Source organism: Flavobacterium agrisoli (assembly GCF_016522065.1).
GTDB lineage: Bacteria > Bacteroidota > Bacteroidia > Flavobacteriales > Flavobacteriaceae > Flavobacterium > Flavobacterium agrisoli.
Map to the genome: position 1 here is coordinate 46,257 of NZ_JAEHFV010000002.1, position 25,157 is coordinate 71,413.

General features: G+C 36.6%; 14 protein-coding genes. 4 read left to right on the forward strand and 10 right to left on the reverse strand.

All coding sequences use genetic code 11. The features are described 5' to 3' along the window. Positions 1-7: 7 nt before the first annotated feature. The 5 genes from I5M07_RS05345 to rhaT all read right to left on the reverse strand — a co-directional run bounded on the left by I5M07_RS05345 (position 8) and on the right by rhaT (position 6,825). Positions 8-751, reverse strand: coding sequence for a (Fe-S)-binding protein (locus I5M07_RS05345; RefSeq protein WP_200105192.1), 744 nt, complete (start codon positions 749-751; stop codon positions 8-10). A gap of 91 nt (positions 752-842) precedes the next feature. Continuing rightward, positions 843-2,204: an FGGY-family carbohydrate kinase gene (locus tag I5M07_RS05350; RefSeq protein WP_200105193.1), complete on the reverse strand. Its 1,362-nt coding sequence runs from the start codon at positions 2,202-2,204 to the stop codon at positions 843-845. A gap of 12 nt (positions 2,205-2,216) precedes the next feature. Further along, the gene (locus I5M07_RS05355) at positions 2,217-3,491 is read right to left on the reverse strand and encodes a TIM barrel protein (RefSeq protein WP_200105194.1); all 1,275 of its coding nucleotides are present in this window, start codon (positions 3,489-3,491) and stop codon (positions 2,217-2,219) included. A 115-nt stretch (positions 3,492-3,606) separates the two neighbouring features. Next, a complete protein-coding gene (locus I5M07_RS05360; protein WP_200105195.1) occupies positions 3,607-5,748 on the reverse strand; it encodes a bifunctional aldolase/short-chain dehydrogenase in 2,142 nt (713 codons plus the stop codon). A 27-nt stretch (positions 5,749-5,775) separates the two neighbouring features. Continuing rightward, positions 5,776-6,825 (reverse strand): L-rhamnose/proton symporter RhaT, encoded by a 1,050-nt coding sequence (gene rhaT / locus I5M07_RS05365; protein ID WP_200105196.1) that lies wholly within the window; start codon positions 6,823-6,825, stop codon positions 5,776-5,778. 521 nt (positions 6,826-7,346) lie between these two features. Between rhaT and I5M07_RS05370 the strand changes: the two genes are divergently transcribed. Beyond that, positions 7,347-8,387 carry a GntR family transcriptional regulator gene (locus tag I5M07_RS05370; RefSeq protein ID WP_200105197.1) on the forward strand — a complete coding sequence of 347 codons (1,041 nt, stop codon included), beginning with the start codon at positions 7,347-7,349 and terminating at the stop codon, positions 8,385-8,387. A 32-nt stretch (positions 8,388-8,419) separates the two neighbouring features. Further along, positions 8,420-10,099, forward strand: a complete 1,680-nt coding sequence (locus tag I5M07_RS05375; RefSeq protein ID WP_200105198.1) for a glycoside hydrolase family 28 protein — start codon at positions 8,420-8,422, stop codon at positions 10,097-10,099. 80 nt (positions 10,100-10,179) lie between these two features. Here the strand turns inward: I5M07_RS05375 and I5M07_RS05380 are convergent, their stop codons facing one another. From I5M07_RS05380 to I5M07_RS05400, 5 genes are all read right to left on the reverse strand, one after another. Continuing rightward, positions 10,180-10,776, reverse strand: a complete 597-nt coding sequence (locus tag I5M07_RS05380) for a hypothetical protein (protein ID WP_200105199.1) — start codon at positions 10,774-10,776, stop codon at positions 10,180-10,182. A gap of 251 nt (positions 10,777-11,027) precedes the next feature. Further along, the gene (locus tag I5M07_RS05385; protein ID WP_200105200.1) at positions 11,028-14,126 is read right to left on the reverse strand and encodes a glycoside hydrolase family 2 TIM barrel-domain containing protein; all 3,099 of its coding nucleotides are present in this window, start codon (positions 14,124-14,126) and stop codon (positions 11,028-11,030) included. 30 nt (positions 14,127-14,156) lie between these two features. After that, positions 14,157-15,683 (reverse strand): rhamnogalacturonan acetylesterase, encoded by a 1,527-nt coding sequence (locus tag I5M07_RS05390; protein ID WP_200105201.1) that lies wholly within the window; start codon positions 15,681-15,683, stop codon positions 14,157-14,159. An 81-nt stretch (positions 15,684-15,764) separates the two neighbouring features. Beyond that, positions 15,765-18,623: a glycoside hydrolase family 2 TIM barrel-domain containing protein gene (locus I5M07_RS05395; RefSeq protein ID WP_200105202.1), complete on the reverse strand. Its 2,859-nt coding sequence runs from the start codon at positions 18,621-18,623 to the stop codon at positions 15,765-15,767. A gap of 17 nt (positions 18,624-18,640) precedes the next feature. Then, complete coding sequence (locus I5M07_RS05400; RefSeq protein WP_394369042.1) at positions 18,641-19,963, reverse strand: rhamnogalacturonan acetylesterase; 1,323 nt, start codon at positions 19,961-19,963, stop codon at positions 18,641-18,643. Positions 19,964-20,335: 372 nt separating this feature from the next. On the opposite strand from I5M07_RS05400, the gene I5M07_RS05405 reads away from it, so the two are divergent. Both I5M07_RS05405 and I5M07_RS05410 read left to right on the forward strand, forming a co-directional pair. Next, positions 20,336-23,863, forward strand: coding sequence for a DUF4450 domain-containing protein (locus I5M07_RS05405; RefSeq protein WP_233621962.1), 3,528 nt, complete (start codon positions 20,336-20,338; stop codon positions 23,861-23,863). Between the two features lie 213 nt (positions 23,864-24,076). Beyond that, positions 24,077-25,150: a glycoside hydrolase family protein gene (locus I5M07_RS05410; RefSeq protein ID WP_200105204.1), complete on the forward strand. Its 1,074-nt coding sequence runs from the start codon at positions 24,077-24,079 to the stop codon at positions 25,148-25,150. Positions 25,151-25,157: the final 7 nt, after the last annotated feature.

Sequence of the window (25,157 nt, forward strand, 5' to 3'; positions counted from 1 at the left end):
TATCTTCTTATTTTACTTGAAGTGTATTTAAAATTTCGGCGATATGAATGGTTTTAATCGGGCTTTTTTGTCTGCGTAAAATTCCTTCTAAATGCATTAGACAGGACATATCTCCTCCGGTAATAAACTGTACTTCGTGTTTTTCATGATCTTTGATTCGATCTTGCCCCATTTTTACCGAAACCGCTTCTTCGGTTACACAAAAAGTACCACCAAAACCACAGCATTCATCTTTTCTGGAAAGCGACACCAATTCTAACCCTTTAATTCCTTCCAATAATTGACCAGGTTTAGAAAAAGGGGTTGCATTTAATTCGGTCATTTGTGCCAGTTTTAAACCACGCTGACCGTGACAACTTTGGTGCATTCCTACTTTGTATGGAAATTCGCCCTCAATCGTTTCAACTTTTAATACATCTGTCAAAAATTCGGTTAATTCATAAACCGTTTTTCGAATATGTTCTGCTTTTGGTTCTTCAGAATCACTGTGTAAATGATCTTTAACATGTAGTGTACAACTTCCGGATGGGCAGACAACGTAGTCAAATCCAGAAAAATTTGCAATAAAATTTGTGTTGCAATCTCCTGTTAGGTGTTCGTAACCACTGTTAGCCATAGGCTGCCCACAGCAGGTTTGATTCATAGGAAAATCAACTTCGCATCCTAATTTTTGTAATAATTCGTAAGTAGCTATACCTACATTCGGATAAAATTGGTCAACGTAACAGGGTATAAAAAGTCCAACCTTCATTTCTTCCTCCTTTTTGTTTTTATTGAAAAACAAAATTCGCATAACTTTCTTTATCTTTTGATTTAGAATTTATTATGCGAATTTCATGATCTTAATGTTTGTAAAATTTTAAATCTATTAAGTCGTTTTGCAGTGGATTTGGATTCCAATTTTCGTGGATTGCCAATGCTGCTCCGAGCGCGCTGGCTTGTGCCATAGATGCCGCGTAGACTTCTATATTCGGATATGCCTCGGCTAATAAATTCATAAAAATCGGATTTTTACTAAATCCGCCGTCTACAAAAATCTTTTTCACCGGACTATTATGGATGACCAAATTGGTCGAAAAAACTTGTTGCTCTATCAAATCCAAAATCAATTGATGGTAAGCAACTTCATAACTTTTAAATTGATTGAGATCTCTTTCGGAAAAAGGACAATTCGTTAAAATATCCTCTTCAACATCTCCCGAAACAGCAAAGTTATAATTTAAAGCTCTTAAATTGGATATAATTTTTTTGTCATAATACACTTCTTTGAAGGTATCAAATGGAACCTGAAAATGTTCAGCCAAACGTTTCGCTTGCACTTCGTGTTCGTTACCCGCAAATAAACGTGCTGCTTTTACTGGTTTTTCGGTGTATTGCAAATAACACAAGCAATCCTGATCTAATTCTTCAAATGTCAATCGTTTGTTGTTAAAAGGATTCATTGAAATACTCCAAGTTCCTGTAGACAATAAAACAAAAGGCTCTGTAAAATTAATTGTATACGGAATCATAGCTGAGGAACTGTCATGAAGACCAATTCCTACTGCCAAACCCTCTTCGTTTTTAATGACATCTTTTCCGTAATGCAACGGAGGGAGTTTAGGCAGAATTTCTTCCTTTTTTAACCACTTGTGGTATTTCATCTTTTTAAAATTCCACAAATTGGTATGACATCCAATACTGGTGATATCAGTAAAAAACTGACCTGTCAATAAAAAACTTAAGTACTGTGGCAAATGCAAACAATATTTAACTTTTTCAAAAACTTCTGGTTGTTCTTTTTTAAGACGATAAATTTGCATTCCCGAATTTAAACTTCCTAATACCGGCGAGGCTGTTTTTACTGCAAAAATTTCTTCGCCTTTGTAGGTGTCGTAAAACTCCTTTTTTAAGCTTTCGGGATACTCTTTTAAATAGTTGTAAAGCGGCGTTAAAACTTTTCCGTTCTCATCAAGATACACAAAACTTGCCCCGTAGGTACTAAAGTTTATCGCTTTTAAAACATAGGCTGTCAGACCTTTTATTTCTGACAGCCGTTCTTGAATCCAACTAGTGAGTAAATCGATATTTTCACATGGGAAACCATCTTCATCAACAGTTTCTTGAAAGTTTACCGATTTCTCCCAAACAATTTTATAATTTTCGTCAAAAAGAAATACTTTTTTATTGGTTTTACCGATATCAAAAATTGCAACTACATTCATTGATTTGCTTTTTTATAATCCGGTAGCCATAGTTTTAAGTCCACGCTCACCAATAAGTTCTTTACGAACATTTAACTGACGGTATAATTCTACCGGACGTAAAGCTGCACCAGAACGTAAACGAGCTTCGGCAACTAATGCTCTAACATCTGTACGGAATGCATTTTGTAGAATCTCCTGCGCACGTACCACATCATTTTCAGCTTGTGCTTGTACTAATGCTTTTCTATCCACTGATAATGCTTGCGCATACGCAATCATAATCGCTTCTACCGATTGCAATAAATCTTCTAAAGGATCTTTAATATTGTGAGAAGCATCAATCATCCATCCTAAATCTTTAGCATGATTCATTCCGCGAGTATCCATACCTTCAACCAATTCATTAAAGATTAAGAATAATTGGTATGGTTTTAATGCACCAGCAGTTAAATCGTCATCCCCATATTTCGAATCATTAAAGTGGAAACCACCTAATTTGTTTTCCATCAACAACAAGGAAACAATTTGTTCGATGTTTGCGTTTGGCAAATGGTGCCCTAAATCGACCAACGTTTTGGCTTTGTCTCCTAATTTTTGCACATACGAATACGATTGTCCCCAGTCGGCAACAGTGGTAGAATAAAAGTTAGGCTCAGCCGATTTGTATTCTAAAAATAATTTCCAATCTGCTGGTAAAGCCTCATAAATTTCTTGAAGGCTTTCTAAGGTGTTTTCGTAAGCATTTCTAAAATTTAATTGTCCTGGAAAATTAGATCCATCGGCCAACCAAACTGTTAACGAATCAGAGCCCAATTCGATTCCATGTTTGATTACTTCGATATTGTGATCGACAGCTTGTTTGCGAATCGCTTTGTTCACATTTTGCAAAGAACCGTAACGGTACGAATATTTACTGTCGGCTTGGTCTTGAAATGTATTGGAATTTACCGCATCAAATTTCAAATTATGTTGCGCTGCCAAAGCTTTGATTTCGTTATAATTTTGAGGAATATCCCAAGGAATGTGTAACGAAATAGCTCCTGAAGCGTTGTTTAAAGCATGAAGTAAGCCGACATCTTCTATTTTTTCTTCTAACGAACGAGGTTCTCCTCCCCCTGCAAAACGACCAAAACGCGTTCCTCCAGTACCTAAAGCCCAAGACGGAATTGCGATTTGAAAATCGATTAACTTTTGAATAATTGCTTCAGCATTAGCAATTTCAGAAAGTGTAAAGTTTAATTTATTAGAATGACTTTTTAATAAATCGTCATTGTGCGCTGCTATTTTATATGAATCTAGTAACATGCTACTTGTTTTTTATTTTTAGTGTTTGCAATTTACGGATTAAAAAAGCCAACGCCCGAAAAAATATCGAGCGTTAGACTCTCAAGGTTAAACCAATAAACCAAACTTAAAATTTTTATCTATAAAAGCCCATTGATACACCACCATCAACATTTAAAGCATTTCCTGTTGATTTGCTCAACAAGCCACCTACAAATGCATAACAAGCGTTAGCAATATCATCTGGCAAAATGATTTCGTTTAATAAAGTACGTTTAGCGTAATACGCTGGTAATTCGGCCACGGTTACACCGTATGCTTTTGCACGTCCTTCAGCCCAACCACCTGACCAAATATTTGAATCAGAGATTACCGCATCTGGATTAACCGTGTTTACACGAATTTTATCGGCTCCTAATTCGGCCGCCATCAAACGTGTTAAATGTGCTTGAGCCGCTTTAGCCGAACCGTAACCCGGATTGTTTGGTCCTGCAACTACTGCATTTTTAGATACAATGTTCACGATATCGCCACCAAAGCCTTGTTTACGCATTACTTCGATACCCGCTTTAGACACAATAAATTGTCCTTTAACTAAAATATCGTATAACCTGTCCCACTCTTCTAATGAATGCTCTGCGATTGATTTTGAAATACTAATTCCGGCATTGTTTACAATAATATCCACTCCTCCAAATGCTAAGCTAGCATCATCAATGGCATTGACTGTACTATCGGTATCGGTTACATTTAATAAGGTTTTAGACACGGCATCTTTTCCGAATTTTTTAGTAAATTCTTCAAAAGTAGCTTGAACACGCTCTTCGTTAATATCGTTAATGATTACACAAGCACCTTCTTCGGCGAATTTTTTAGCAATCGCTTTTCCAATTCCACCACCAGAACCCGTTACCAAAGCAATTCTACCTGATAATGCTTTTGGTTTTGGCATACGTTGTAATTTAGCTTCTTCTAACAACCAATATTCGATATCAAAAGCTTCTTGGTGAGGTAATGAAGTATATTCTGAAACTGCCTCAGCCCCTTTCATTACATTAACCGCATTGATATAATATTCTGATGCTAAACGCGCCATTGTTTTATCTTTAGCAAAAGTGAACATTCCTACTCCAGGATATAAAATTACCACTGGGTTTGGATCGCGCATAGCAGGTGAATTGTCTCTTTTACAAGCTTGGTAGTAATCCGAATACATTTTGCGGTATGCTTCAAAAGCAGGCGCTAATTTTTCTTTAATAGCTGCCACATCGGTCAAATCTTCGTTTGGACTTAAAGTCAATACCAACGGACTGATTTTAGTTCTCAAGAAGTGATCTGGGCAAGAAGTTCCTAACGGCGCTAACTTATCTAAATCATTTGAATTTACAAACTCTAACACACGATTATCATCTGTAAAATGTCCAATCATTTGACGTTCTGAAGAACAGAAACCTCTTAAAATTGGGGCTACTTTGGCTGCTTGTACTTTACGAGCCTCTTGTGCTAAACTATCTATTTTTTGACCTCCAAAAACTGGTCGTGATTTACCGTAGTTATTTTCTAAATATTCAGCGCATTTTTCAATTACTTCCAAAGTATTTACATAACTCTCGTATGCAGTATCTCCCCAAGTAAACAACCCGTGAGAACCTAACATGATTCCGCGTAATTTTTTTCCGTTTTTCTCCGCTTCTTCTAAACAAGCTCTCAATTGAAGCCCTAAGTCAAAGCCTGGACGCTGCCATCCTACCCATCCGATTTCGCCATCAAATAATTCTTCGGTGATTTTTTTACCATCTTTTGCTGCTGCAATAGCAATTGCCGCATCTGGATGCAAGTGGTCAATATGTTTAAACGGTAAAAAACCGTGTAAAGGCGTATCTATAGAAGGCGCTTTTGAAGCTAAATCAAAAATACAGTGGTTGAATAATTCCACCATTTCGTCTTCAAATTCGATTCCGCGGTACACGTTTTCTAAATTACGCAAACGCTCTAAGTATAATGCGGCACAACCAGCTTTAGTCAATGTTCCGATGTCACCACCCGAACCTTTAATCCACATTACTTCTGTATCAGCACCAGTTAAAGGATCTTTATCAGTAATTTTAACAGATGTATTACCTCCTCCATAATTGGTTAATCTCAAGTCAGCTCCTAACAAATTAGAGCGATAAATAAAAAGCGCTACTTCATCTCCTGCTAATTCTTGTGCTTTAGCTTCATCCCAAAGATAGCTCACATGCTTAAAAGTCATATTTTCTGTATTTGTATTTGACATTTGTATAAATATTTATATGTTGGTTGTTTATAATGAATTTCCAATTCCGACTAACACAATCGAGAGAAACATCAAGGCAATTCCTAACAGAAATGTATTGAATGTTTTTTTAGACACTCCGGTCCATTCTTTTAAATAAAATCCCCAAAAATTTGCCGTAAGAATAATGGTTGACATGTGCAAAATCCAAGAACTTGCACCATTTCCGAGTTTACTTTCACCCATTCCGTAAAAGAAAAACTGTAAAAACCACATGGTTCCTGCCAATGCCGAGAACATTACATTTTTGCTAATTGGCGTTGCTTTATTGGTATAATCAGATCCTGTTTTGTTTTTAAAATTTAGATACACACACCAAATAAAGTTGGTGGTCAATCCGCCCCAAAGCAATACTACATACGTTACATTATTTTGAAACAACGGATTAAATCCTTGTCTTACGGCTTCTTCAGCCATTGGTTTACCTGCTTCAATTCCGAAGTTAAAAAATGAACTTAAAATACCCGAAACGATGGCTATTATCAACCCTTTAACAAGGCTAAACTCTTTATCATGTTCTTCTATATCTTTAGCAAAATCTTTTTCTTTAAGAATGCCCGCTTTTCCCAAAATGGCAATACCGACAATGCAAACTAAAACACCCAGTAAAACCAATTGTCCACCTTGGTTCGAAAACATATCTCCGATGGATTCTTTCCCTTGAACCGCATTAAATTGGTAATATATTGGCGGAATCAACGCACCAAAAGCCGAACAAAATCCTAAGGTTATCGAGTTTCCTAACGACATTCCTAGGTAACGAACTCCTAATCCGTAGGTTAAACCTCCAATTCCCCAAATTAACCCCATCGAATAGGTAAACATTTTGATGGTTGGAGAGGCAGTGCTAATAATTTCGGCAAAATTAGGAATGGTAAGATAGGCTGCCAATGGCGGAACAATTAGCCAAGAGAAAATTCCTCCTACCAGCCAATAGCTTTCCCAAGCCCATCCTTTTACCTTTTTGAAAGGCATATAAAAACTCCCAGAAGAAAAACCCCCTATGGAGTGATACAAAATTCCTAGTATTGATTCCATTAAATGTACTTTTTTAGGTTAGTTAGTAATAATTTGGATTGTAAAATAATAGAATAGCTAAAAGAAAACTATCCTGTACTATCCTTTAAACAAATGATTATCACAAAGCCAATTCTTTTTTAGCAAAAAAATTATTGATGAAACAAGCTTTCAAACTCTCCTTTTGTAAGAAGAATTTTGTAAAAAAATTACATTTTGAGAAATATCGATATTTTAGCCCTGATTTTTTTCACTATTAATTATTAAGTGTTTAATTTTAAGCGAATTTTAAAAAAACAACCCCAATTATTTCGAATAACTAATTTTAAGGTATATATTTGGGCAATCGATTACATGTTTAACTTTTTATAAAATTTACAGAATCTGAAGTTGTTTTTTTAATTATAATGAAACAAAACTGTTGACGCACAACCCCAAATCAACACCCTATAAGTTGACGCTCAACTTTATAAATATCCTTATTTAATTTGGATATTCTATAAAGTGATTTTAGTAAAGAAACATTCGAAAAGCGCTTTTTTATGATAAAAATTATTAAAATAGACGAAGATTCTCGTGTGCCGAAATACAAACAAATTGTAGATTCTATTTTAACAAATATCGCTAACGGAAATTTGAAAATAAATCAAAAAATTCCGTCTATTAATAGTTTTAGCGAAGAATTTTACATGTCTCGTGATACGGTTGAAAAAGCATACAACATTTTAAAAGAGCGTAAAATCATTTCTTCGATTCGCGGAAAAGGGTATTATATTACCCGAACCAAATTGGTTTCGAAAGTAAATGTGCTCTTTTTATACAACAAATTGAGCTCCTACAAAATGGCGACTTATAATGCATTTGTAAATGCCATTGGCGCCAATGCACATACCGATTTGCAAATTTACCACTGCGACGAAACACTTTTTCTGAATTTACTTGACAAATACGAAGGAGCCTACGATTACTATATTATTACCACTCACTTTAAAACCGAGGATTTAAAACACTTGAGTTTTACCGATGAAGTCGTGAACGCAATCAATAAAATTCCGAAAGAGAAATTGATTATCATGGATAATATCAAATTAGGAATGGACAGTAGTGTGACTAAAATTTACCAAGATTTTGAAAATGATATTTACAATGCACTTAAAGAAGGACTAGAAAAAATCAAAGCCTACAAACGTTTGATTTTAGTATATCCCGAAAAAGCCGTTTATCCGTATCCGCGCCGAATTTTACATGGTTTTAGAAAATTTTGTGCCGAATTTGAAATTAATTACGAAATCTTACACGAAGTCTACGACGATATTGTATTAAAAAAAGGCGACTTATTTATCACCATCGAAGAATCAGATTTGGTGAATTTGGTAAAACAAATAAAAAGCGAAAAATTAAAACTTGGCAAGGATATTGGAGTTATTTCGTATAACGACACCCCATTAAAAGAGTTGTTGGGCATCACCGTAATGTCGACCGATTTTAAAGTTATGGGCGAAACGGCGGCGAGAATGATTTTAAACAAAGAAATAGGACAAGTTAAAGTGCCTTTTAATTTCATCAACCGCAAATCCATATAAAATTCTAAACAAATAAATACTTTACAAACAAAATGAAACTTAAGTTAACCAAACTATTATTTTTCACATCCGTTGTGGCTCTTACAAGCTGTTCTGAAACGGTTTTGGCTCAAAGCAAAAAAAACACATCCGATTCGTATAGCGGAATTGAGTTTAAAATGAATAAAATTAACGAACCCAAAATTCCGAATAATACGGTAAGCATTGTTGATTTTGGTGCTGTAAATGGCGGCACTACTTTATGTACCAAAGCTTTTGCCGATGCTATAGATGCGGTTTCAAAAAAAGGTGGCGGTAAAGTAATAATCCCTCCTGGAATTTGGCTTACCGGTCCGATTATCTTAAAAAGTAAAATTGAATTACACGCACAACGTGGCGCTTTGATTAAATTTTCTCCGAACAAAGATTTATATCCTTTGGTAGAAACCAGTTTTGAAGGATTGGATACGTGGCGTTGTATTTCGCCTATTTATGGAAAAAACCTAGAAGATGTTGCCTTTACTGGAAATGGTGTTTGGGACGGTTCTGGCGAAGTATGGCGAATGGTAAAAAAAGGAAAACTAACCGAAGGTCAATGGAAAGATTTAGTAGCTTCGGGAGGTGTTTTAAACGATAAAAAAGTAAGTTGGTATCCGTCGCAACAATACAAAGATGCTATTGAAGGTGCCGATCAAAACGTTCGCCCAGATTTAAAAACCAAAGAAGAATTTGAGAAAATTCGTGACTTTTTGCGTCCAGTTATGGTGAGCATTCAAAATAGCAAACGTGTTTTATTTGATGGCCCAGTTTTTCAAAATTCACCTGCTTGGAACATTCATCCGCTTATGATTGAAGATTTAATCATTCGAAATACAACCGTTCGTAACCCTTGGTATTCGCAAAATGGTGATGGACTTGATGTAGAATCATGTAAAAATGTATTGGTTGAAAACTCAAGTTTTGATGTGGGAGACGATGCTATTTGTGTGAAATCAGGAAAAGATAAAGACGGTCGTGATCGTGGTATTCCTTGCGAAAATGTCATCATTAAAAACAACGTAGTGTATCACGGACACGGAGGTGTTACGGTAGGAAGCGAAATGTCGGGTGGTGTAAAAAACATGCACGTTTCAAACTGTTCTTTCATGGGAACTGATGTAGGTCTTCGTTTTAAAAGTACACGCGGTCGTGGTGGTGTGGTTGAAAACATCTACATTTCCGATATTTACATGATTAACATTCCTTCACAAGCTGTATCGTTTGATTTGTATTATGGCGGAAAATCTATTGCTGAAAAATTAGCCGAAGGCGGTGATGCTGTTGCTCAAGCGTCGGTTCCTGTTGATGAAAAAACACCTCAGTTTAAAAATATCGTGATCAAAAACGTTTTTATTGATGGTGCTCAACAAGCTGTATTTTTACAAGGTTTACCAGAAATGAATTTAGAAAACATTCAGATTTCAAATTTAACTGGAAAAGCTGAAAAAGGAGTTTCTATCATTGATGCCAAGGGAATTAAATTGGAGAATTTCAAATTGGATATTAAAGAACCAAACGTTTTCCAGATTTATAATGGTAAAAACATGGTCTTAAAAAACATCGAATTTAATTCAACCTCAGCAAAAGCAGTAACTATTGACGGAAATGCGAGTGAGAATATTCAATTACCATCCAACTTAAAACCTAAAACTGAAATTGGTAAAGCAGTTAAAAAAGGAGCTGTTAAAATGTAACCTCAACCTTTATAAAACCAAAAAAGAGCCGTATCAATTTTAATGATGCGGCTCTTTTTTTTGACCTTTTTTATGATTTTTTATTCTCGAATAATTACAATGGTGGCTTTATAACCCGTCCCTACATTCCATTGATCTACTAAAATCGCTTTGCCTTTGTCGTCGTAAATTTGTAATTCGGCCGTGTTGGGTGCTGCAAAACCTTCGTTTAAGGCTTCGATATCTATTTTATTTACACCAGGCACCAAATCTAATTTTAAACTTTCAAAGTCAGATTCCAAACTTGTTTCGGGCGATACTACTTTATCGTTTAACAAAACCCTCACTTTATCCCCATCTACAAAAGCAGCATCACGAAAACGAACTGTCGAAGTAAACGAATTGGTAGTGAAATTACCTAAAAACTGATTTCTTCGATACAAAACACCCGCCGAATTGCTTTCTTTTTTGTACTTGTTAGTATCTTTAAAAAGCTCGTCAGGATTCACATATAACGGATTGGGATTGGGTGCGACCGCAACCGAATCGATAACTTGTGGTTGCGATTGGGGCGGAATACCTTTTTCAACATTTGCTTTTTTTGGCGGAATCGGTTTGAAATTTTTATTCAGTTCATCCTGAGCGGCTACAGAGCAAATGCTTCCTAGCCCAATTAATATAAACGCAATTTTCTTCATATTTTTCTAATTAATAAAACAACTTTTTGTTTCCTGTTGATTCGTTTTTACGGAATATAAAATCTTCACTTTTTCAAAAAAAAGCATGCATTTAGCTCTTTTTTTAGTTCTATTATAAACCTATAAAAACCATAAATATTGCCTCTCTAATTTTAAAATATTCCTAAAAAAATTCGATTTTATAAAAAAACCTTACTCGTTTTTAAAGCAAACAAGTAAGGTTGGGATGTATAAAACAAAAAATAATAGCTTTAATTGCCTTCCAAACTCAGTGTATAACTGTAGGTATATTGGGGAGCGCTCAATCGATAAGGTGCGTGTGGTAAGGCACCCCAACTGGTATCACCGCCCACTCCACTTTGCAGCAAATCAACCATTAAATATATTTTATTTTCTGGATGCACATCGTTGGTGTGGCGCTGGTTTTTCTTTACCCCTGGATCTAAACTTTCGGCACTAACCGGTAAAGCACTAAAACTAAGAGGTTGCATTCCGCGAATAGTCAAGCTATTCTTTTGATTGCTTAATTGAATCCATCGTGCATCGGTTTTGTTACCACATTCTTGCGGACGAATGTACGACCATGTAAATTGATTGGCTACTTTATCACTATAAATCCCCATGAACGAAGCCGTATTACGGTCGCTATAATTCTCCCAAGGCCCACGCCCATAATATTTCAAATCGAAATAAGCATCCGAAACCTCCATTCGCATGCCAAAGCGTAACATTTCCGGCAATTCTTTCCCTTCTTTATCAATGCTCGCCGTAATATTAATGGCACCGTCAGGCTGCAAAACATACTGTACAGTATATGGAATATCGACATCTTGCAGTTGGTAAACTACCGAAATGGGTAAACCTGCTGCTGTTTTTTTTCCGACCGTAAGCTTTTTTAGTATTGGATTTAAATGTGCCTTTTTCCAGATTGCCGCTTTTTCGGGCAACTTGGCTCCAAAATCATTATCGGTTGGAGCACGCCAAAAATAAGGTGTGGGAAACGCTTCCAAAACTTCGGTGTTTTCTCCCTTTTTATGATAGCTGCTTAACATTCCTTTTTCTAAATCAAAAGTTCCCCTAATTTTTTCAGTCTCAAAAATCAATTTGTTTTTTTTGGTTTTGACTTTTAACGTTCCTGCTTTTTCCATCTTATCCTGATGAAAATAATCGAATGCATTCAATTTAAATTCTTCCCTTGCCATTTCAAAATGAGCCGGGATTAATGGCGTTTCTTTTGAAGTATAGGCATAAACATTCAAATAATATTCGGCTGTATCCTCTATTGAAAATTGAATTGGGATCGCTGTTTCGGCACCCGGTTGTACATTCACCTCAAACATTTCTTCTTGTACAGGAAGACCGTTTTTCAATAAAACCCATTTAAAACGAAACGCATCAAGATTCGTATCATGGTATAGGTTTTTCAAAAAAAGTGATTTGTTTTCATATCGAAACGCAATGTCTTGATAGACTTTTTTAACCTCAAACAAACCTGGATGCGGAATCCGATTGGCATTTACCAATCCGTTGGCGCAAAAATTTTCATCGTGTTGTAAATTTTCGCCACCTAAGTCGCCACCGTAGGCCAAAAACGATACGCCATTTGCATCTTGAGTGGTAAGTCCTTGGTCCACCCAATCCCAAATACAGCCGCCTTGCATTTTTGGACTTTTGGCTATAATATCAAAATATTCCTGAAAATTACCGTTGCTATTTCCCATTGCGTGACTAAACTCGCACATGATGTAAGGACGTTTTTTATCACTTTCAGCATAGTCTTTCATATTTTTGATGCGAGGATACATGGGCGCCACAATATCCGTATTTTCTTCTTCGCCTGCTTGCTCAAACATAACCGGACGATGGGGTTGGTTTTGTTTCAACCAACGGTAAGCCTCATGAAAAACAGGGCCATTTCCGCATTCATTTCCCATGCTCCAAATAATAATGGAAGGGTGGTTTTTATTTATAGCCACCATTCGTTTTATACGATCTAAATGTGCTGGAGCCCACTCGGGCAAATAAGCCGGGTGCACTGTTTTATCAAAATTGCCTTGTAAATTGGCACCCATGCCGTGGGTTTCAATGTTGGCTTCGTCTACGACTAAAAACCCAAATTGATCGCATAACGTATAGAAATACGGGTCGTGAGGATAATGCGACATCCGAATGGTATTGATGTTGTTTTGTTTCATCAAAGCCAAATCTTTCAACATCAGTTCCCGATTGGGTGTATGCCCATTAATGGGATCGTGTTCGTGAATATTCACACCATTTACCATCAGTGGCTTGCCATTCAATAACAATTGTGCGCCTTTAATTTCGACAGATCTAAATCCCGTACTACCCGAAATTACCTCTTTTTCGCCTTTTTCGCCTTGCCATGAAATTAGGTAACAATACAAATTAGGTGCTTCTGGAGACCATTTTTTAACCGATTTTAATTCCGTATTAAACGTTAAGGTTGTCTTTTTCAGGTTTATTTGCTGCGTTTCCGAAAAAACCTCTTTACCCGAATCATCCAAAAGGCTAAAGGTAAGTGTGCCCGGTTCCTTTGCTTTATTAGCCTTAAATAGTTTCAAATGAACCATAGCTTTCAATATTCCGTTGGTGTATTGGCTGTCTAAATTGGAGGCAATATCATAATCCCAAACCGAAACAGCGGGCATGGCCTGCAACCAAACATCGCGCTCAATACCACTTAAGCGCCAAAAATCTTGATCTTCTAAATAACTTCCATCATGCCAACGTGTTACTTGCACGGCCAAGGTATTTTCACCCTTTTTTAAAAAAGGAGTTACGTCAAATTCAGCGGGTGTTTTGCTGGCTTTGGTCATCCCTACTTCTTTGCCATTCAAAAAAACCTGCGCATAGCCACTAATAGAACCAAAATGCAAAATAATTGTTTTATTGTCCCAATTTTCGGGAACGGTAAAGGTTTTGCGATAACTGCCTACCGGATTATAATCACCTTTTATAAATGGTGGATTTTTAGGAAAAGGGTATTTTACATTGGTATAAATAGGAATGTCGAATCCTTGTAATTCCCAGTTTGACGGAACAGCAATCGTTTTCCATTCCGCATCGTTATACTTTTCAGCAAAAAAATTGGTCGGTTTTTGCGAAGTGTGTTTTACAATATTGAATTTCCATTCGCCATTGAGACTTTTAAAAAAAGGAGAAGCAGTTGGTTCTTGTTTTATGGCCGCTTCTTTGCTCGTATAGATAATAAAATTAGCGTGACCTTCTAACTTATTGCGATCTAAAACAGTTGGATTTTCCCATTCGTTTTGCTGCGCAACAATTAAGTGCATCACCCACAAAAAACAAAAGCTGAGTCTTCTTTTCATAATTTTCAACATCTAAAACAATGGGCGTATTTAGGGTTTTTTTTGAGCCGATTTCGGAATTTCGATATAATCCCGGAGTTCACAACCTTTGGTTTTTTTGATACTTTTTGCCGCAACCCAAGCATTAAAATCGGCTCCTTCGGCTCCGGTATGTGTATGGTCTTTTGGGAAAAAACTAGCCACTTTTTCTTTGCCTAATTTTTCATATTCTTCGGCAATTAAAACATTCAAATCGATGAAAGGCGCTTTTTGATTTTCGGCTGCAATTTTAGACCATTTGTTGTAACTCTCGTCTCTAAGTTCTGGCTTTCCTTTGGGCCATTCGTTGCGAACAGTTTGGCTCATCACAATCGGGATTGCTCCTTTTTCGCGTGCTTCTTTGATGTATTTTTCAATGTAAGCGCCAAAAGTATGTACCGTTTCGTTGATACTATCGGCACGATTTACCACACGAGTTTCGGTTCCATTTCCGGGTAAAGAACCACGGTATTTTTCAGAGTCTATTTTTCCAGCATCATTATGCCCAAATTGGATAATGACAAAATTCCCAGGTTGCAATTGCTCACGGACTTCCTTCCATAATCCTTCGTAATCATACGTTCGGCTACTGCGACCACCACGAGCTTTGTTGATTACTTCAATGCGCATGGTATCGACATATTTTGGAAACGCAACCCCCCAACCCACAGCATTTGGGTTACCGTTATTGTTTGCCATGGTAGAATCGCCAATTAAGAATACTTTTTTCTTCGCTGGAAGTTTAATTTTCGGATTTTTTAAAAGGTATTTTTTTAAAGAATTAGTGCTTTTTTCTAATTGAGTAGCAATGGTTGTGGCAGCTAAAACGGCTCCTTTTGCTGATGGATGCGTATGGTCTTTTTCGTAAAAATAAGTTCCCATTACTTTTTCCTGACCCACTTTATCCAAAGCCAATGACATGTTTTCATTCAAATCGATGAAAGTTACTTTTTCCTGTTCGGCAATTTGTTTTGCCCACAAACCATACGAATCGTTGTTGCGAATGACTTTTCCATCTTTCCAATCATTTCTTGGAATAGGCGAAAAAATAATCGGAATCGCGCCTTTAGATTTAGCATCTTTTACCAATTTGCGGATGTACCAACCATAACTGTGTACGATTTCGTGCTGTTTGGTTAGTAAATTATCAATTTCTTCGGTTTCATTTCCTATTCCTTTAAAAGTTCCGCGTGCACGAACGGTATCGTTTATCGGACCATTATCGTTATGTCCAAACTGAATCAACACATAATCTCCTTTTTTGAGTTGTTTGAAAACCGGTTCCCATAAACCTTTAGTTTGAAAACTTCGACTACTCGTTCCGCCCAAAGCATGATTCTGAACCGAAACTTTTGTTGTATCTAAAAACTGACCGATAAAATCGCCCCAGCCCCAAAGTCCGCCGTCTCCTTTACCACTTCCGTTTTTTACTGTCGAATCGCCTACGCAATATACAGTTGGTTTGGTTTCTTTTTTGGTTTCAAAATTTAGAAAAAGTGCAGTAACGCACAGTAATACTGTTATTTTTAAAAATTTCATATTAATTTTTTTAATAGGTTCTCGACTGCGCTCGAACTGACAATAACTGTGTGTCACATCGAGCGCAGTCGAGATGTTTTTTTAATTTCTAAAATCAAATAATAAATTCATAGTAATTCCGTCATCGCCATTTTTAATTCGGATGTTGGTTGGTTGGCTAGATGGTCCTTGTTGTTCCAATGGTTTGAAAGATCGCATCGCCGGAATTTCATACATAAAGGACAAATCACCTTCTGGGAATTTCGGTTGCGGATAACTTCCTGGCAACGCATGTTTAGGTTCATCTGGCGTGAAAACTCTAAAGGTTACATTTTCTGAAGCACTAAAAACTTTAAACGAATTAGTTCCTGCTTCTAAATTAGCTCCAAATAAATTGGCGTGGTAGCCTTTGAATTCAGGATAAATCAAATTATCAAAACTTTCGCCTGTAATGGTATTGTTATACTCTTTGTGCCAAACGCCGTAAGTTGCTCCTTTCATACGGTTTTTCCAAACGTGGTAAGGTCCTTTTCCAAACCATTTCATACCAGTTACACCTTGTTCTGGGTAGCTAAAAGTGATTCCGAATTTATCGATTTTATCATCAAAAGCAGCTCCGTCAAAACCGCCATTATTGGTAGCATTTGTCAAAGCTCGTAAATCCATTTTTACACGACCATCGGCTTCCATTGTCCAAATAACAGAATGTAAAGCACCATTATACAAAACGGTACAAACGGCTTTGTCACCAATTTGCTCTGTTTTGATTTCTTTAAAAGTAGCTTTCATCCCAATTGGGCGTGGACCTTGTGTAAGCGGAATGGTATTTTTTTCGTTTTTAACCGAAAGGACTTCCCCAGTTGAAGCATCTAAAACCAATTCCACTTTATTTGCTGAAAGTACGATTTGATTGCCTTCTTTTTTTACAGTAGCTTTTGCATTTGTTTTTTCTGCCAATATGAATTTTTCTGCAAAATAATCTGCTTTATGAATTGGCCAAGACCAAGTGTAAATTTCGCGACCGTGTTGGTCTTTGGCCGAAATCTCTAGAAAATCTCCATGAAAGAAAGCATCATTCACTGGAATTGAAATTTTTCTGGTTTCTCCCGGTTCCATACTTGGAATTTCGATTTTTCCTGAGGCTATACTTTTGGCTTGATTATTTCCGTAAAACAAATTTTTATCAGCCTGCATCACGCGATATTCCATTTGGCAGGTATTCAAATTGCTGAACAAATAATCGTTGGTGATTAAAATTTTGCCATCGAATTTCTCCGTGATTTGAAAAGGAACAAACTGAATAGGCGCCCAAATTTCTTTAATCGCATAAAAACTTCCTTCTCGCTCACGATGTGGCCCTAGAATTCCATCAGCAGCCAAAGAACCTTTGGAATCAAATTTTTCGGCTCCTGTCCAATCCGAACGAAAAACGGCTTCATCAACCATCGCCCAGATAAAAGCTCCTGCAAAAAGCGGACTTTCTTTATAGCGTTTCCAGAAATCTTCAAGTGCTGCTCCACCACCATTGTCGTAGGTAGCATGCATGAATTCGGTTGGGAAAAATACATTTTCACCTTGATTAAAACGATGCACTCCTGTTAAATACGTTGGATAATGATGTGCATCCCAGCCATTAAAATCGGCCCAAGGATGAATCACAATTCTTTTTTGAGGATCGTATTGTTCAAAAACTTTATCGACATCGTAGTTCCATCCGCCTTCGTTTCCGTTGTCCCAAATAATCACCGAAGCATGATTGACATCACGTTCTACGGTTTCTTTCACCAATTTGGTTCCAGTTTTGGTATCGTAAGCATTTTGCCAGCCCGCCAATTCATTCAAAACAAAAATTCCCAATGAATCGCATGCTTCTAAGAAATGCGAATCGGGAGGGTAATGTCCACGAACCGCATTCATATTCATATCCTTTAATAAATTTACATCCATCACGCTCAGTCGTTTGCTGGTACAGCGTCCGCCTTCCGGCCAAAACGTATGACGGTTAACCCCTTTCATCTGAATTTTGGTTCCGTTAACGTAAATTCCGTCTTTCTTTTTAAATTCTAATGTTCTAAAACCAATACGTTTTTCGAACTCGTGAACGGATTTTCCGTTTTCCTTTAAAGTTAATTTCAATGTATATAAATTCGGACTCTCAGGATTCCAAGGTTCAACGCCATCCCATTTGGTTTTTATAATTTCCTGAGTACTTCCTTTTTTGATATTGAAAGAATTTGTTGCAAAAGTTTTTCCGCCTTTTACTCCAACAATTGTAGCCTCAACTTCAACATTTTTAGAAATATTTTCTAAATCTAAAGTTGCTGCCAAAGAACCATCCATTTTGGCATCTACAGCAATATGCTCGATGTGTGCTTTGGGAGCAACTTCTAACCAAACCGGACGATAAATTCCGCCAAACAACCACCAATCGGCTTTGCGTTCAGCAGCATTTACAGATTTGTTAGCAGAATGTTTCCAAACGTGAACTTCTAAAGTGTTTTTAGCTCCGAATTTTAAAAGTTTGCTAATATCATATTTGAATTCATAAAAACCACCCTGATGAATTTCGCCCGCCAGTTTGCCGTTTACTTTTACTTCGGTATCGGTCATGGCTCCACCAAAAACGATGGTGATGTCTTTATTTTTATAATCGGCTGGAACCTCAAATTCGTATTTGTACAAACCCTCTTCCTTGCTCGGTTCTTTTTGATTCAATTCTTTGTACCAACGGCCATAGGTGTATTCGCCAAAACCTTCTAATTCCCATTGCGAAGGCACATTTATTTTAGACCAGGTTTTACTTTTATTGCCATCAGTACAATAAAAATCCCATTGTACAGGATGTTCAAAATCTTTTCCGGAAAGGAGAATTTTTTCGGTTTGTTGTGCCCAGTTTTTTTGACAAGGAACTGCCGTTACTAAAGCCAAAAGTAAAACTTGAAGAGACTGTTGTATTTTCATTTAAAGAGATTTAGATATTAGTTCCCATCTGGTTTTTCGATTTGATAACGAGAACTCAAAGGTAATGTCCAACTCGAAATATAGTTGGGTTTTGAAGGGCTATAATCCGGTGTTTGTTTGGTAATGCACTTTTTTAAAGGCAGATTCAAATCACGAATGCCCTCGATGACGCAAAGTGCAATTTCATTGGCTCCAAAATCATTGAAATGCGTGTTGTCTTCTAAAGCCTTCGTTTGACCCGGAAATGTATTAGCGGGATATTGCACAAAGGCTTTTCGCGAAGGTTCGTTGCCCCATTTTTCGTATAAAACCGTCGTTTTTTCAGTTAAATCAATGAGAGGTACATTTAATTTTTTGGCTACGGCTCTCATAGCATCAGGAAAATCACCATGTGTAGGTCGCAATGTTTTTTTATCTTCATTAAAAGCACGACGTTGCGTTGGCGTTACCAATACCACCTCGCCGCCTTTTTGTTGCGCTTGTTGGGTAAACTCAACCAATAAATCGGAATAGGAATTCCAGGCACTATTTTCTTCCCCTTTGTGTTTTTCGTCATTATGACCAAATTCGATAAACACGTAATCACCTTTTTTTAGTTGTGAAAGGATTTTTTTGAATCGATTACTTCCTTTAAACGATTTTAACGAAGCGCCCGACGAAGCATAATTCGCTACAACCACATTTGTATCAAAAAACGACGTAATCATTTGCCCCCACGATGCCCAAGGTTCTACATCTTGATCGGTAACGGTGGAGTCGCCAGCCAGAAAAACAGTAGTCACATTTGAAATTGGTTTGATTTCAATTTCCTGAATAGTGCCATTTCCTAAAAATTCCAACGTGAGTTTGTCGTCCCAATTCAATTCTGTTTTTTCGCGGTCTTTTAATTGTACTACCGACGAATTGTCGATTTTCACATTTCGGATATTAACGTTAAATGTAAATTGTTTAAAATTCCCTTTCGAAATCGGGACTTGATTGACCATTACTCGCTTCGATTCGGCTTTTATCGTTACCTCCGAATGGCTTTTTTCATTTCCCATTTTTACTGTTACGGCATAATTCCCTTCTGGAACAGCTATCGAAAAATAGGTACTTTTTTCAAAACTTACTCCATTTTTTGAAAATGAAGCATTGTTTTCCGTTTCAAAATCAAATCCAAATCCTTTTTCATTCGAAAAAGTTGCGGCCGAAAGAACAGCAGTTTTATTTTTATGACTGGCATTTGCTTCAAAATTAAAAATAAGCGGAATAGGCTTGCTTTTGGATTTTTGGAAATTCTTACCACAGACAACTAACGAAAAGGCGCCGATAAATAAGACCAATAATAAGTGCTTCAAATTATACATGTTTTTGGGTTATTGTGAACAGTTTTCAAATCTAATAGTTCAGTTTTAATATACTATCCTGTACTATGAGGTGCGTATTTTGTTAAAATAATAATGACTTACTAATTAAATCGGGTAAGTACAGGATACAATACGATTTTAAAACTTAGATATTGCGTAATTAATTATTATAAAAAATTGGTATTCCTTTATTCTTTTTTTCACTAACCATAATTTTATAGGATTTTAGATAAGAATAAAGAAAACAACAAATGGTTTAAAGCGCCCTAAACAATGATAAAAATTAAAACGATTTCCTTTATATGGCTGTTTATGTGTTCGCTGATGGTATTGGGACAGAGCTCTCAAAAGGCGGCTATACCAATGCGGAAAATTCATTATAAACCAGATGGAAATGGATTTGTATTAAAAAATGGTACTCGAAAATTCAATCGTGCCTTATATGGTTCGAATACAGGTTTCCGAGTTGAAACTGGCGATTTACCCGAATTTGCTATGTACTTGCCGGGAATGGGAGGTAATTTTAAATTGGGATTCGGCAATGAAAATCAAAGTAAATGGCTGACTGAATTTAAACAAATTGCAACCCGTTACGCAAACGGAAAAATGTATTACTCGGTAAAAGATGATGCTTTTGGAAAAGTTGAAATCCTGTTGGAAGTGGTTGCTATGACTAATAAAGAAGGTTTTGTGTTGAAAGCAAAAGTTCAAAACGCAAATCCAAAACAAGCCTTATTTTGGGCTTTTGGTGGAGCAACAGGAAAGAAATTTAGCCGTGATGGCGATATTGGCGCCGACCCCGAATCGGTTTTTTACCTACAACCAAACTATTGCAAAGGGAATGTTTTTGACTTGAAAAAAAATGATTTTGTACTGCATTTTGGTTCCGAAGCGAACAAAAAGAAAACAGGAAATGACAAACAAGTTCAAGGTTTTTTTCCCGATTCGAAAGTTAAATTAGCCAACGCAAACGAACAGAATTCGCCTATTGTATTATTTTCTTCTTCAAAATCAGATTTAAATTGTATTTGTGGAAAATTAGATGCAAAAACAGAAGAGACTTATTATTGGTTGTTTTCACCAGAAATTAATTCTGATAGCCTTTCTCAAAAGGAAATTGCCGCTTTATTTGAGTCAGCTTCTGCCGATATGTTGGCTTTGGCCAATCGCATCAAAGTAAAAACCCCCGATCCCTATATCAATACCTTAGGTTCGGCTTTGGCTATTGCTGCCGATGGTATTTGGGAAAGTCCAGCCTATTTGCACGGAGCCATTGCGTGGCGCATGCACCTCAATGCTTGGCGTGGTGCTTATGTGGCCGATCCGTTGGGTTGGCATGATAGAGCGAAAACGCATTTTACGGGTTACAGTAAATCGCAGGTTACAGAGCCAGCAACGGGTCCTGTGGTTTTTGATGCAGAGCGTAATTTAGCACGTCAAAAAGAGGAAATGGGAACTTCAATGTTTAGCAGTGGATATATTAGTCGAAAGCCAAACAACAACACAATTGCACATCATTATGATATGAATTTGGTTTTTTTCGATCAAATGTTGCGTCATTTTAAATGGACGGGAGATACCGAATTTATGAAAGAAATGTGGCCGGTTTTGAATAGGCATATCGATTGGGAAAAACGAAATTTCGATACCGACAAAGATGGTTTGTACGATGCGTATGCTACGATTTGGGCGAGTGACGCCTTGCAATACAGCGGTGGTGGTGTAATCCATTCTTCGGCTTATAATTATTATTCGAATAAAACATTGGCATCGGTAGCTCAAACTTTAAATAAAGAGACCGCTTCATTTTCTTCCGAAGCCAGTAAAATTGAAAAAGCGATTGCTGATAAACTTTGGATTCCCGAAAAAGGAATTTTTGCCGAGTATAAAGATGCTTTGGGAAAACAATTATTGCATGATTCACCAGCAATTTGGAGTATTTACCACACGATTGATTCTGAACTTGGAGATCCTTTTCAGCAATACCAAATGCTTCGTTATGTGGATACTCAAATTCCGCACATTCCGATTCAGGTGGATGGTTTGGATAAAACCGATTTGTACATGATTAGTACCACCAATTGGCAACCTTATGATTGGTCGATTAACAATGTGGCATTGGCGGAACAATTGCATACTTCTTTGGCGTATTGGCAAGGAGGAAATGCTGAAAAAGCCTTTACAATGTGGGAAAGTGCTTTGGTCGAAAGTATGTATTTGAGTCCATCTCCAGGTGGATTTGAACAGTTGACGTATCAGGATGCCATGCGTGGCGAATTGTACCGTGACTTTGCCGATCCTATCGGAATGGCAGCACGAACTTTGGTCGAAGGATTGTACGGAATTCAGCCCGATGCTTTGGCAAAACAACTGACAATTAAACCCGGATTTCCTGAAAAATGGGATTCGGCTTCGCTTGAAATTCCAGATATTTCATTTGCTTTTAAAAGAGAAAAAAATACCGATTCCTACGAAATCAGCAATCGTTTGAAATCTAAAATGGCTTTGAAATTCATCATCAAAGGAATTGCTGAAAAAATAGATAACATTACCATTAATGGAAATAAAACGAATTATTCAATTACCAAAAACGGAATCGGAAAACCAGAAATTATCATTGAAGCGCCTTTTGCAGAAAAATATTCCATTGTAATTAATTGGGAAGAAAAAGCTTTGGAGCAACCTAAAATAAAAGAAAATTACAATCCAAAAGATGTTTTTGTATTCGAAACTAAAATGGCAAAAATCATTGCTATCAATGACCCGCAAAAAGTTTTGAGTTCAATTTCAAAGAGTGAAAATAAAATTACAGCAACAATAAATGGATTAGGAAATAAAACACTTTTTGTGCAATTGCAACAGGGCGAAATGACTTGGTGGCAACCTGTTTTCATTGATTCAAAACCAAGTGTTGAAATTGCTTCAAATGAAATCAAGGCTAATGAATTGTTACTTTCTATTCAAAATAATTCGGATAAAAATGTTTCTGGAAATTTGATTTTGAATTCATTTGAAAAAGAAATAACCATCAAAGCAAACAGTGTTGAAACCATTTCTATTCCGTTGAAAAATTTCGTTACAGGTACCAATAAGTTGCAATTGAAAACTAATACTTCGGGTAATTTGAATTTATCATTTACCAATTGGGACATTCCAAATCAAGAAAAAACAAAGTTCGAAAAAGTAGATTTGAATGCTTTTTTTAATGCGAAAGTAACCGATATTTTTAAACAGAAATACCTAACACCTCGTCCACAAAGTCCGACCTTACAATTGCCAACTCAAGGAATCGGAAATTGGTGTTATCCTTTTATAAAACCTGAAATTGATGATTCGGGATTACGTTCAAAAACCGTAAACAATGAATTTAAAGTGAATGAAAAGTTAGTTTTTCAAACCCCTTCCGAAGCTTCAAAAAACAATATCGTTTTTACTTCACAGTGGGATAATTTTCCAAACGAAGTAAGTATTCCGTTAAAAGGCAAAGCCTCGCATTTGTATTTGATGATGGCGGGTTCTACCAATCCGATGCAAAGTCGAATGGTAAATGGTAAAGTGATCGTAACTTATACCGATGGTTCACAAGAGATTTTAGAACTCAAAAACCCACAAAACTGGTGGCCAATTGAACAGGATTATTTTATAGATGGAAAAGCTTTTATGACAAATGCGCCAAAACCGCCAAGAGTGTATTTGAAATCGGGTGAAGTATCCAGAACTTTTTCAGATTATACGAGCATCAAAGGATTTTCGAATTATGCTATTGATGGTGGAGCCGGAACGATTTTGGATTTACCGTTGAATCCATCAAAAAAACTAAAAAGCCTTTCAATAGAAACCATTACCAATGATGTGGTGATTGGGTTGATGGGGGCGACTTTAATCAGATGAATTAAGTAAAAATAATTAAAAAAATCTGCTAAATCTGCTGAATCTGCGTGCAATTTTATAAAAGTGATGTACAACAGGAATTAAAAATATACAAAGGATTAAGAGTCCTATTTTAAAATTTAAAACATGAAAAAATATTCAATCATTTACATTTTTCTTTTTTCAGTTGATGTGGTGATTGGTTTGATGAGTGCGACTTTAATCAGAGAATAAATGGAGAGAAGAGATTTTATAGGAACTACAATTTTAGCTTCGCTATCGGCATTTATTCCAGTCGAAGCTCGTAATTTTTTGATTTTAGAAAGCGATCCAAAACTTTCCGAATTTGAAAAAAGCTTAAGTCCTGTTGGAAGAGCATTAGAATTTGAAGATTATTACGTTTGGTGCAACAGTCCTATTGAAGGTCCTGATGGAAAAATTCATGTGTTTTTTTCGCGTTGGCCTAAAAGCAAAGGAATGGGCGGTTGGTTAAATGGCTGTGAAATTGCTCATGCCGTTGCCGAAAAACCAGAAGGCCCTTACGAATATGTGAGCACGATTTTAGCTCCTCGCGGAACTGGATTTTGGGACGGAACGACTTGTCATAATCCCAGTATTCATTTTGTAGAGGGTAAATATGCATTGTTTTATTTAGGAAATTCTAATGGAAAATTCGATACCAAAAGAATAGGTTTGGCAACTGCTGATTCTCTTTATGGCCCTTGGGAACGACCAAATGAACCTTTGTTACAACCTGGAAAAGAGGGAGAATGGGACGATTATATAACAACGAATCCTTCCTTTTTAAAACATCCAAATGGAGAATATTGGTTGTATTATAAATCGTTGGACAAAGAAGGATATGTACATCCAAAGTTTAATATAAAAGGGAATCGAAAGTATGGTTTGGCGATTTCAAAATCTTTAAATGGACCTTATGAAAGATACTCCGGCAACCCAGTAATCGATTTTCATAAAATGGGAAATAACCAACAATGCGAGGACGCTTTTGTTTGGTATGAAGATAAAAAATTCAAGATGTTGGCTCGAGACATGGGCGTTTTCGGTATGGACAAAGGTTTGTATATGGAGTCGAAAGATGGCAAACATTGGTCAAAACCACAAATTGGCTATCAGGAACTCAGTAAATATATTACACAACCCGATGCTCCAAAACATTTAAATCGCTACGGACGTTCTGAACGACCACAACTATTATTTCAAAAAGGAAAACCAACCTATTTGTTTACGGCTTCGCAAGGAGGAAAGTACGAAACTGCCTCAGCATTTATTTTTAAAATCAATTAATATAATC

Coding starts and splice junctions, on each gene's coding strand:
- rhaT (WP_200105196.1), bottom strand. CDS start 6,825: ATGGAATCAATACTAGGAATTTTGTATCACTCCATAGGGGGTTTTTCT.
- I5M07_RS05360 (WP_200105195.1), bottom strand. CDS start 5,748: ATGTCAAATACAAATACAGAAAATATGACTTTTAAGCATGTGAGCTAT.
- I5M07_RS05385 (WP_200105200.1), bottom strand. CDS start 14,126: ATGAAAAGAAGACTCAGCTTTTGTTTTTTGTGGGTGATGCACTTAATT.
- I5M07_RS05355 (WP_200105194.1), bottom strand. CDS start 3,491: ATGTTACTAGATTCATATAAAATAGCAGCGCACAATGACGATTTATTA.
- I5M07_RS05370 (WP_200105197.1), top strand. CDS start 7,347: ATGATAAAAATTATTAAAATAGACGAAGATTCTCGTGTGCCGAAATAC.
- I5M07_RS05380 (WP_200105199.1), bottom strand. CDS start 10,776: ATGAAGAAAATTGCGTTTATATTAATTGGGCTAGGAAGCATTTGCTCT.
- I5M07_RS05405 (WP_233621962.1), top strand. CDS start 20,336: ATGCGGAAAATTCATTATAAACCAGATGGAAATGGATTTGTATTAAAA.
- I5M07_RS05395 (WP_200105202.1), bottom strand. CDS start 18,623: ATGAAAATACAACAGTCTCTTCAAGTTTTACTTTTGGCTTTAGTAACG.
- I5M07_RS05350 (WP_200105193.1), bottom strand. CDS start 2,204: ATGAATGTAGTTGCAATTTTTGATATCGGTAAAACCAATAAAAAAGTA.
- I5M07_RS05410 (WP_200105204.1), top strand. CDS start 24,077: ATGGAGAGAAGAGATTTTATAGGAACTACAATTTTAGCTTCGCTATCG.
- I5M07_RS05345 (WP_200105192.1), bottom strand. CDS start 751: ATGAAGGTTGGACTTTTTATACCCTGTTACGTTGACCAATTTTATCCG.
- I5M07_RS05375 (WP_200105198.1), top strand. CDS start 8,420: ATGAAACTTAAGTTAACCAAACTATTATTTTTCACATCCGTTGTGGCT.
- I5M07_RS05390 (WP_200105201.1), bottom strand. CDS start 15,683: ATGAAATTTTTAAAAATAACAGTATTACTGTGCGTTACTGCACTTTTT.